Raw genomic sequence first — 10,971 nt, 5'->3', positions numbered from 1 at the left:
CTTCAGCCCTTCCGCGCGGCGACCAGCGGGTAGTGACGGATGTTCATGACGTAGAGGGACATCCGGGCGCTCATCCTGGTGAGGGTCTCGCGGTCGATGGCGCCGGCGAGGCAGCGGCCGCGCAGGAAGCGGATGCAGGCGCGCAGGAAGCGGACGGCGCATTCTTCGCGGGCGTCGAGGATCTCGGCGTCCTGGAAGCCGGCGGACTGGCAGAGGGCGCGGTAGGCGGCGGGGTCTTCGACGAAGTTGAGCAGGCGGCCGGGGGGCTTGATGCGCTCCCACCAGCGGGTGAACAGGCTGTCCGAGAGGACGAGGGTCCCGCCGGGCTTGAGGACGCGGCAGGCCTCGCGCAGGAACTTTTCGCGCGTGTCGAAGTGGAAGGCGGCCTCGACGCAGATGATGTTGTCGAACGACGCGTCCTCGAACTTCAGGTCGGCGGCGTTCATCAGGATGAAGCGGCAGCCGGGGGCGTTGGCCTTGCAGGTCTCGAGCTGCTTCTCGGAGATGTTGATCCCGGTCACCGCCTCGGGCGGGTAGTACTTCAGGAGGTGCCTCGTCGTCGCCCCCTTGCCGCAGGCGGCGTCGAGGATCGTCCCCTTCTTCTCGGGGATGAAGGCCAGGAGCTTCTCCATCAGCGCCTCGCAGGCCTCCTTCTGCTCGCGCGTCCCCTGCTCCCAGTAGCCGAAGTTCACGAAGTCGCTGTGCCCCCAGTACTCGCGGTACAGGTCGTCGTACATGACCTGGTCGTAGACCTGGTTGATCTGATCCGCCACCGGGCGCGAGGCGGGCCGGGGAGCCCCGGCGGCAGGCGTTGTGGACGCGACGGCCCGGGGGGCCGAGCCGGCGGCCCTCGAGGTCTCATCCATGGGCGATCACCGTGTCTCCGACCGTGCGGCCGGCCAGGAGGCGCTTCAGCACGGACGAGCCGTCCTCGAGCGCGTTCTGGCGCGCGATGAACGCCTCGTCCTCCGCCCGCGCCTGGGCGCGCCGGGCGGGATCGCACAGCAGGCCGTGGAACAGGTCGCGGGTCTTCTGCCCGCCGTACAGCTCGGCCCTGATGAACGGGCTGGACGGCAGGCTCCCCGCGCGGATCATCTCCTCGGGCATCGGCACGGAGGGGGCGGCGGCGTTGAACAGCCGGCGCCGGGGGGACCGGGTGGCGGCCGCCGCCTGATCCTGCTGCTTCATCGGGTACATGACGTGCGGGTAGACCGAGCCGGCCCGCCGGCGCTCCATCTGCATCGCCAGCCGCCTGATCTCGCTGCCTTCCGGCTCGCGCGCGAGGATCTCTTTCAGCGTGGAGGAATTGACGAGCGCCACACCGGGCGCGTTCCCGACCGTCTTGGCCAGGGTGAGCGACACGATGTTCTCGGTCAGGACCAGGTCGGAGGACAACATCAGGGCGTCGAACTCGGCGAGCGGCAGGCCCGCGAGGTTGACGACGCGCACCGTCTTGTCCGGCGACGGACGCAGGAGCGTCCCGTCGTTGACCGACACGATCGTGACGGGCGCCTCGACGTCGGCGACGTACTCGGCCACGAACTCGCTCAGGTTGTCGTAGAGCGGCGCCTTCAGCGCCTTGGCCAGGCGGAAGCTCCAGCGCGGCACGCTGTGGAAGATCAGCCGGCCGTCCGCGGCATGGTCCTCCCCCAGGTAGCGGGCCCGCACCTGGTCCCGGACCGCCGGATCGACGCGCAGCGGCATCGCCATGCTGCGGTACGGGTGCCCCTGCCGGCCTTCGACCTTCCCGGGCTCGTGCAGCGGGCAGGGCAGGAGAATGACCATGCGCTCGAAGATCGGCCGCCAGGCGTTGCTGATCAGCCGGAAGAAGGCGTGCCCGCTCAGCCGGGAGATCATCTTCTGCACGGACGGCGTCGAGCCGACGTGGTCGAGCGCGACCAGGAGGGCGTCGACCTCGTTCAGCTCGCGCAGCCACGACAGGTCGGCCAGGGGGAACTGCCGATTGAGACGCAGCGCCAGGATCGATCGCAGCTCGGAGAACACGATGACGTTCGGGTCGATCTCTTCGATCATCCGCCGCCAGTGGTGCTGGTTCGACGCCAGGTCGCCGGTCATCTCCTGCACCCGGTCGCCGTACTTCGGGCGGACGATCTGGGCGGCCGGCGTCGACGCCAGGAACCACGCCTCGCCTCCCCCCGCGACGATGCTGTCGGCCAGGACCAGGGCGGCGGCCGTCTCCCCCGTCGCCATCCATGTCGGGGTCACGAAGAGAGCGCGGACGGTCTGCTGCGCCATGCGGTCGGCCTCTGTGGTTCGATCGGAAGTTTTCATGCTAGCACACTCCCCCGGGGCTCATTCCCGGTCGAGCCTCCGCCCGATCATCCCGGCCGGCGCCTCGACGCCGAAGAGGCCGAGCAGGGTCGGGGCGACGTCGTAGATCTTGAGCCCGCTCCGCGCCCCTTTCGGCAGGCCGTTCGCGGCGGATTTCAGGATGAAGATCCCCTGCCAGTCGTGGTTGGCGTCGTCGGGGCCGGTGTCGTTCTCGAAGGTGTGGATCGTCTTCAGGCCGACCGAGCCGATCGACCGCCAGTCGAGGTTGCCGAAGTAGCAGGTCAGGTCGGGGGCGACGTTGCGCACCTCGCGGTAGATGTCCTCGGGACGGTACGCCTTCGTCCCGATCGGGCGGCCCGACGGGTCCTCGATCGCCTCGATCTCGGCCGCCAGGTCGCTGCGGACCTTGTCGTAGTCCGAGGGCTCGATCGTCCCCTGCGGCTCGCGCCCCCTGACGTTCATGAACAGCCGGCCGTAGTAGCCGCCGTCCCCCCAGGCCAACGTCTTCGACCAGTCGACGTCCGCCTTGCCGATCGGGGTGGGCTTGTCCGGATACGACTTCAGCGCCAGGTAGCCCTTCTTGATGAGCCACTCGTTGAAGCAGATGCCGCCGTCGAGCTTCTTGGCGCCGTGGTCCGACACGACCATCACCGCGGTGTCCTTCGGGAAGAGCGCCAGGAGCTCGCCGATCTCCTGGTCGCAGTAGCGGTAGTAGTCGCGAATGGCGTTTTCGTGCGGGTTGCGCGGCTCGTACTTCGGGTGATCGGGGTCCATGTATTTCCAGAACGAGTGGTGGATGCGGTCCACCCCCATCTCGACCATCATGAAGAAGTCCCACGGCCGGGTCTTCAGGAGGTGCCGCGCCACCGCGAAGTGCATGCGCGTCTTGTCGTAGATCCGCTTCAAGAGCGCGTCCTTGTCTTCGGTCCGGAACCCCTCGACGTCGACCACGTAGCCGGGGGCGACCTTCTGGATCTCCTGGCGCACGTCCGGCGGGTAGGTGTAGGCCATGTCGGTGGACGGCGTCAGGAAGCAGCCGACCTGCACGCCGTTGAGCGGCTTCGGAGGAAACGACGGCGGCACGCCGAGGACGATGGAGCTCTTGCCGGCGCGCCCGAGCAGGTCCCAGACGGCGTCGCTCTTGAGGACGGAGGCGTTGGCCATCGACAGGCCGTCGTACGAATGGTCTTTGCGGTTCCTGAATCCGTAGATGCCGAGCTGGCCGGGGTCCTGGCTGCGCATCATGCAGGCCCAGGCCGGCACGGTGATCGGCGGGTGGGTGCTCAGGAGCGGGCCGTGGGAGCCGGCCTCCATCAGGCCCCTCAGGTTGGGAAGGTCGTCACGGAAGCGATCGAAGACCAGGCGGGGGGCGGCGCAATCCAGCCCCAGGACGGCGACTTTCACGGCCTGTTACGCTTCCGATCCGGTCTGGATCGGCGCCAGACGCTCGGTCGGCGCGAGCTCTTCCTTCGTGGAGGCCGGCAGGTATCCCAGCGACTGCAGGCAGAAGATGATCCCGCGGGCGCTGTCGATCGGCGCCTCGCGGTCCGTCTCGACCACCAGCTCGGGCATGAGCGGCGGCTCGTACGGATCGGACACGCCGGTGAAATGGTCCAGCGTGCCGGCGAGCGCCTTCTTGTAGAGCCCCTTGACGTCGCGACGGATGCACTCTTCGAGGGAGCAGTTGACGTGGATCTCGGCGAAGCGTCCGATCTCGGCCCGCGCCGCGTCCCGCGCGTCGCGGTACGGCGAGATCGCCGCGACGATCACGGTGGAGCCCGCCTCGGTCAGCAGCCGCGCCACGTAGGCGATGCGCCGGATGTTCTCGTCGCGGTCTTCCTTGGAGAAGCCGAGGCCTTTGTTCAGCCGCTCGCGCACCTCGTCCCCGTCGAGGACCGTGACGCGATGCCCCTCGCCCTTCAGCAGGGTGGCGAGTTTCCTGGCGATGGTGCTCTTGCCGGCGCTCGGCAGGCCCGTGAGCCAGATGGTCAGACCCTTCTTCTCCGCAGACGAATGCATTCCACAGCCTCCGTTCGGAAGCACCCCGAAATTTTGATTCCGTATTTATACCGCAGGATCGCGCAAAATCAACGGGTTTAATGGCTTGACGGCGGTTCGGGAGGCCTTCATGCCGCCCGATGCATGATTTTTCGCGCCGGTTTCGTGGCGCGCGTCAGGCGACCGACGAATCGGGGGTTGTCGTCATGGCCGGAGGCGCCGCGACGGCCGGCTGGAGCATCGCCGCCGGGTCGGAGGCGCGCCAGAGGCCGCGCATCCAGGCGGCGACCCCCTCCACGCCCAGGTTGATGTACGGCAGGACGATGAGGGTCAGGACGGTGGACGAGGCGAGCCCGCCGATGACCGTGCGGGCCAGCGGGTAGTAGTAGGCGTCGCCGACGCTGGAGCGGCCGAGGGCCAGCGGGATCAGACCGACGATGGCGGTGAGGGCGGTCATCAGGACGGCGCGCAGACGGTCTCGCCCGGCCTGCATGATCGCCTGGTCGCGCGGCATCCCGGCCTGGCGGAGCTGGTTCATGTGGTCGAGCAGGACGATGCCGTTCTTCACCACGATGCCGATCAGCATCAGCAGGCCGATCTGCGCCATGATGTTGAACGGTGTCCGGGTCGCTGCCAGGAGCCAGGCGGCGCCCGGCAGGGCGAACGGGATCGAGAACAGGATGGCGAACGGCTGGGCCATCGACTCGAACAGGGACGCCATCGCCAGGTAGACCAGGGCCAAAGCCAGGAGGAAGTTGATCATCATCTGCTGGTTCTCCTCCCCCTGCTCCAGGATCCGGTCGTCCCACGACCAGGTGTACCCGGGCGGCAGTTCGAAGGAGTTCATGAGGGACTCGATCTCCTTGCGGGATTTCTGCCACTCTTTCCCCTCGTAGGTGGCGTTGACGGCCACCCGGACCTTGCGGTCCTCGCGGGCGATCTGGTCGGCGCGGCGCACCACCTGGAACGCGGCGATGTCCCCCAGAAGGACCGGCCGGGAGGGGGGGCCGATCTGGATCGACTTGAGGTCCTCCAGGTTCTGGCGATCGATCAGGCGGAGCTCGAGCCAGGTCTCCACCTCGCGGTCGCCGGCGTTGAAGCGCTGCAGGCGCATGCCGCCGAGCGTGAACTGGAAGATCTGCGACACGTCCTCGGCCGTCAGGCCGGCGCGCAGCGCCTTGTCCCGGTCGATCACGACCTGGATCTCGTTGCGCCCCTTGTTCAGCGACGAGGTGATGTCCTGCACGCCGTCGACGATCGCCAGCCGCCGGGCCGCCTCGTCGGCGAGCTTTTTCAGAATACCGCTGTCGTGACCGAAGAACTTGACCGCGAAGTAGGTGCTGTTCCCCCCCTCGTTCGCCTCCTCGGCGAAGAAGATGCGCGCCCCGGGCACCTGCGGCAGGCCGGCCCGGATTGTCCTGCGCAGGTCCTTGATCACCTGGTCCCCGAGGTCCTCGCGCGCCAGGACCATCACCGTGCGCGCCTCGTTCTCGCCGAAGACGCTGTAGATCGACTTGATGGAGTACGCGTCCTTGTTGGCGCGCAGGTACGCCTCGATGGTGTTGACGGCCCGCTCCGAGTCGGACTTGTACGAGAAGTCCGCGAACTCGTACTGCAGGAACAGCCTCTTGTTGCTGGTCGCCGCGAACTGCGCCGTGTCTACCAGGCCCGCCATGAACGGCACGACGCCGACCCCGAGGCCGAGGATGACGATGAGCAGCGTCCAGGCCTTGTGCCTGAGGGTCCACCCCAGCATGCCGACGTAGCGCTCCTCCAGCCAGGCCAGGCTCTTCGGCTGCTCCGCCGGCTTGCGCTTGAGCCACTGCGCCGACATCAGGGGGATGAGGGTCAGGGAGGAGAACAGCGAGCAGGCGAGCGAGATCGAGATCGACAGCCCGACCTCCTTCAGCCAGATGGTGAGCTCGGTGCTGGCGCCGACCACCAGCGGCAGGAAGACGATGATCGTCGTGAGGGTCGAGCAGACGACCGCCATGGTCACGTCGCGCGCCCCGACCAGGGCCGCCTCGTGCGGATCGGCGACGGTGCGGCGCTTCCGGTCGATCGCTTCCAGGACGACGATCGCATCGTCCACCAGCATGCCGATCCCGAGCATCAGCCCGCACATCGACAGGACGTTGAGCGTCTTCCCCATGAAGTACATGAGCCCGCAGGCGGCGATCACCGAGAACGGGATCGAGAACGACACGATGAGCGTCGAGTCGAGGCGGCGCAGGAAGTAGTAGAGGACGAGCACGGCGAACAGCGCCCCAAGGAGGCCGGCGTGCTTCAGGGAGTCGATGCCGGTCGTGATCTGCTTCGCCTGGTTGTCCCAGGTGAACACCTTGATGCCGGCCAGGAGCGGATCCTGGCTGATGTCCTCGGTGATCACTTTCATGACCGCGCCCACGACCTCCACCGTATTGGCGGTCGACTCCTTGAACACCTCCAGGGCGACGGCCGGGCCGCCGTCGAGGTGCCGGCCGTAGGCGATCGGCGGCTCCTCGTAGCGGATCTCGGCGATGTCCTTGAGCTTCAGCCCCCGGTCGTTGACCGTCAGGTCCTCGATCGCCTGAAGGGAATCGAACGCTCCCAGGGCCCGCGCGGTGTAGCGCAGGCCGTCGTGGCTGACCTGGCCGAGAACCAGGTTCGCCGAGGCCCCCTGCAGCCGGGTCAGGAGCGTGCCGATGTCGACCGCGTGCTCTTTGATCCGGTCGAGGACCAGGTCGATGAAGATCTCGCGCGGGGCCACTCCGTCGAGCTGGACGCGCGCCACCCCCGGCACGCGCCGGATGCGGTTCGCCACCCGGGTCTCCAGCAGGTCGTAGTTCCTGGACAGGTCGACCCCCTGCGCCGAGATGCGCGCCTGGACGACCGGGATGTCGCTGGTGTTGAACGAGAAGATGAAGACCTGGCCGATCCCCGGCGGCAGGGACGCCTTCACCTGGTCCATCTTTTCGCTCACCTGCATGCGCACGATGTCGAGGTTCTGTCCCCACTTGAACTCGAGCTGGAACTCGGCGCTGTCGGCGGTCGAGGTCGACGCGAGCCGGTTCACGCCGGGAATCGTCGCGAGGACCTCCTCGACCGGCTTGGTGATCTGTTTCTCGATCTGCGTCGGGTTCGAATTGGGGTACGGGATGTTGATGCCGATGAACGGAATGTCCACGTTCGGCAGGAACGCCAGGGGGAGCCGCGCCATGGCGATGCCGCCGACCACCATGATGCTGAGCAGAATCATCAGCGTGGTGACCGGCCTGCGGATCGACAGCGACGGGAGGTTCATAGCTCGGGGCGGGCCGGGATCGCCGGGCCCGTGGCCTCAGGCTCGATCTCGTCCGCGGCGAAGCGGGCCGGACCGGCGCTCCCGAGGGCCGGCTGCGGCAGGAAGCCGGGCCCGAACCGCGACGGCGCCGGCCCTTCCTCCGAGGAGGGCGCGGTGCCGGTGGCGCCGCCCGGCGCCGTGGCGGGCCCGGCCAGGACGACGAACGCCTTGCGGTCGAGGACGGTGTAGACGACCGGGATGACGAACAGGGTCAGGATGGTCGCCACCGTCAGGCCGCCGATGACGGTGACCGCCAGGGGGGCGCGCAGCTCGGCCCCCTCGCCCAGCCCGATCGCCATCGGCAGGAGGCCGAGGATCGTCGTCGCGGTCGTCATCAGGATGGGGCGCATCCGGCGGAGCCCCGCCTCGACGAGCGCGTCTTCGCGAGACATGCCTTCCCCGCGGAGCATGTTGACCGCGTCGATGAGCACGATGGCGTTCTTGACGACGATCCCGGCCAGCATCACCGCACCGATCATGGCCACGACGTTGACCGTGTGCCCGGTCACGACCAGCGCCAGGACGGCGCCGATGATCCCGAGAGGGACGGTGAACATGACGACGAACGGATGGAGGAGCGACTCGAACTCGCAGGCCATGACGAGATAGACCAGGAAGATGGCCAGGGCCAGCGCCAGCTGCAGGGAGCGGAAGGAGCGGCCCATCTCCTCCTCCTGGCCGCTCAGCCCGGCCATGACACCCGCCGGGAAGCTCTGCCGCGCGATGGCGGCGCGCACGTCGGCGGCCACGGCCCCCATGTCGCGCCGGGAGATGTCCCCCGAGATCACCGCCGCGCGCTTCTGGGCGACGCGGCGGATCTCGCTCGGCCCCTCGGTCAGCTTCACGTCGGCGACGCTCTTGAGGAAAATCGGCACGCCGTTGCGCTGCCCGACGATCAGGTCGGAGACGTCCGCGACCGAGGCGGTCCCGACCTCGACCGAGCGGACCAGGATGTTGATCTCGCGGTCCCCCTCCAGGAAGCGGGTCGCCACCTCCCCCTGCACCTTGTTGCGCACCGTGCCGGCCACCTGGAAGAGATCGAGGCCCAGGTGCGACAGCTGCTCGCGGTTGAAGCTCAGCTGGAGCTCGGGATTGCCCGCCTCCATGGACGACTTCACGTCCACCAGCCCCGGGACCTTCTCCAGGTCCTTCTTCAGCGCCGCGGCGGACGTCTGCAGATCGGCCAGGTTGTCGCCGTAGACCTCGACCTCGATGGGGGTCCGGAAGGTGAAGTAGGACGGGCGCTCGAACTTGTAGCGCGCCACCTGCGAGGCTTCGAGCCGGGACCGCAGGGCCGCCGCCACCGACTCCTCCTCCCTGCGCCCCGAGCCCTTCTTCAGGCGGACCTGGATGCGGGCGGCGTTTTCCCCCTCGGAGCCGGTCTGCGTCAGCGACAGGCCGGCCCCGCCGATGATGCTCGAGACCGCGTCGACCCGCGGATCGTCCTTGATCACCGACTGCACCCCCTGCACGAAGCGGTCGGTCGCCTCGAGGGGCGTCCCCTCCGGCAGCTGGATCAGGAAGCTGAACTCCCCCTGCGAGAAGGTGGGGATCAGGTCGACCCCGAGGGTGCGCGCCAGGAACAGCGACGCGACGAACGCCAGGAGCGCCCCCGCCAGCACCGTGCCCGGGACGCGCAGCGCCGCGCGCAGCAGGACCGGGTAGGCCTTCATCCCGGCGTCGAAGGTCCGGTCGAACGCGGCGGTGATCGGCCGCGTCAGGCGGGCGGCCCACGCCCCGGTCCAACGCAGGCCGCCGCGAATCGCCCGCAGGGCGGCAGGCGGCCCGGCGACGAAGGCGGCGTGTGCCAGTCGCCTCGGCCGGCCGCTCCCCGAGGGGAGCGGCGCCGACATGGGCGTGGCCGCCACGGTGCGCGCCAGCCCCATCATCGCCGCGACCATCGGGATGATCGTCAGCGACACGACGAGCGAGGCCAGGAGGGAGAACGACACGGTCAGCGCCTGGTCGCGGAACAGCTGGGCCGCCATCCCCTCGATGAACACCACGGGGACGAAGACCGCGATCGTGGTCAGGGTCGAGGCGACGACCGCCCGGCCGACCTCCGATGCCCCACGCTCCGCCGCCACTTCCCCTGCCTCGCCGCGCTCGCGGCGCTTGAAGATCGCCTCCAGGACCACGATCGAGTCGTCCACCAGCATGCCGACGCCGAGCGCCAGGCCGCCGAGCGACATGACGTTGATGGTCGTCCCGGTCTGGTACATGAGGAAGAAGGTCGCGATGATCGAGATCGGGATCGACACGCTGATGATCAGGGTGCTCCAGATGTCCTTCAGGAACAGCAGGATGATCAGGATCGACAGCGCCCCGCCTTCGAGCGCGTTGACGACCACCTCGTGGATCGAGTCCTGGATGAAGCGCGACTGGTCGACGCCGGTCGTCACCTCGACCCCGGCCGGCAGCTCCTTGCGGGAGCGCTCGAGACGCTTCTGCACGGCGCGCGCCACGCCGACCGTGTTGGCGTCCCCTTCCTTGTAGATCGCCAGCTCGACCGCCTCGGCGCCGGCGAAGCGGGTGATCGCCTCGCGCTGCTTGTGGCCGCGCTCGACCACCGCCACGTCCGACATCAGGACGTTGCGCCCGTCCTTCGTGACCAGGACGGTCTTCATGATGTCGTCCAGGTCCTTGAACTCGTTGCGCGCCCGGACGAGGTAGCGGGCCTCCTGCTCGTAGAGGCTCCCGCCGGCCTGGTTGACGTTCTCGCGCAGGAGCTTCTGGTTGACGTCCTGGATGCTGACGCCCAGGAGCGACAGCTTCCCCTGGTCCACCTTGACCTGGATCTCCTCCTCGTAGCCGCCGTTCACCTTGATGGCGGCGACCCCCTCGGTCGACTCGAGGTCCTTCTTCAGGACCTCGTCGGCGACGTAGCGCAGCTGGTACAGGCTCGTCCCGCCGGTCAGGTAGAGCCGCAGGACCGGGTCGTTGTTCGGATCGAGCCGCAGGACCACCGGCTTCTCCGCCTCGCGCGGCAGCCGGACCAGGTCCAGCTTCTCGCGCACGTCGAGCGCGGCGAAGTCCATGTTGCGTCCCCAGCCGAACTCGAGCGTCACCTGCGACAGCCCCGGGCGCGACGCGGACGTGAGGCGCTGCACGCCGGCCACGACGCCGACCGCCTCCTCCAGCGGGCGGCTGATGAGGGACTCGATCTCGCCGGGCGCGGCCCCGGGGTAGCGGGTCTCGACCGTCAGGCTCGGATACGAGATGTTGGGGAGAAGATTGATCGGCAGCCGGGTGTAGGCGACGATCCCGAAGATCACCAGGGCGACGGCGCACATCGAAACCGTCACCCGCCGCTTGAGGGAAAACCTGATGAGGCTCATCGCCGGCGCCCGCGCCCGGGA

General features: G+C 68.4%; 6 protein-coding genes. All 6 read right to left on the bottom strand.

Annotated elements, in window-relative coordinates; genetic code table 11:
- Positions 1-2: 2 nt before the first annotated feature.
- Positions 3-866, bottom strand: coding sequence for a methyltransferase domain-containing protein (locus VGV60_03795; GenBank protein ID HEV8700378.1), 864 nt, complete (start codon positions 864-866; stop codon positions 3-5).
- Complete coding sequence (locus VGV60_03790; protein ID HEV8700377.1) at positions 859-2,256, bottom strand: DUF6365 family protein; 1,398 nt, start codon at positions 2,254-2,256, stop codon at positions 859-861. The genes VGV60_03795 and VGV60_03790 overlap by 8 nt, the downstream gene beginning before the upstream one ends.
- 57 nt (positions 2,257-2,313) lie before the next feature.
- Complete coding sequence (locus tag VGV60_03785; protein ID HEV8700376.1) at positions 2,314-3,696, bottom strand: alkaline phosphatase family protein; 1,383 nt, start codon at positions 3,694-3,696, stop codon at positions 2,314-2,316.
- Between the two features lie 6 nt (positions 3,697-3,702).
- Positions 3,703-4,311, bottom strand: a complete 609-nt coding sequence (gene cysC / locus VGV60_03780) for an adenylyl-sulfate kinase (protein ID HEV8700375.1) — start codon at positions 4,309-4,311, stop codon at positions 3,703-3,705.
- Between the two features lie 154 nt (positions 4,312-4,465).
- Positions 4,466-7,573: an efflux RND transporter permease subunit gene (locus VGV60_03775; GenBank protein HEV8700374.1), complete on the bottom strand. Its 3,108-nt coding sequence runs from the start codon at positions 7,571-7,573 to the stop codon at positions 4,466-4,468.
- Positions 7,570-10,950: an efflux RND transporter permease subunit gene (locus VGV60_03770; protein HEV8700373.1), complete on the bottom strand. Its 3,381-nt coding sequence runs from the start codon at positions 10,948-10,950 to the stop codon at positions 7,570-7,572. The genes VGV60_03775 and VGV60_03770 overlap by 4 nt, the downstream gene beginning before the upstream one ends.
- Between the last annotated feature and the right edge of the window lie 21 nt (positions 10,951-10,971).

This window comes from Candidatus Polarisedimenticolia bacterium (assembly GCA_036001465.1).
Lineage (GTDB): Bacteria > Acidobacteriota > Polarisedimenticolia > Gp22-AA2 > Gp22-AA2 > Gp22-AA3.
This window is presented reverse-complemented; position numbering and strand designations above follow the sequence as displayed.

Coding starts and splice junctions, on each gene's coding strand:
- VGV60_03795 (HEV8700378.1), bottom strand. CDS start 866: ATGGATGAGACCTCGAGGGCCGCCGGCTCGGCCCCCCGGGCCGTCGCG.
- VGV60_03790 (HEV8700377.1), bottom strand. CDS start 2,256: ATGGCGCAGCAGACCGTCCGCGCTCTCTTCGTGACCCCGACATGGATG.
- cysC (HEV8700375.1), bottom strand. CDS start 4,311: ATGCATTCGTCTGCGGAGAAGAAGGGTCTGACCATCTGGCTCACGGGC.
- VGV60_03775 (HEV8700374.1), bottom strand. CDS start 7,573: ATGAACCTCCCGTCGCTGTCGATCCGCAGGCCGGTCACCACGCTGATG.
- VGV60_03770 (HEV8700373.1), bottom strand. CDS start 10,950: ATGAGCCTCATCAGGTTTTCCCTCAAGCGGCGGGTGACGGTTTCGATG.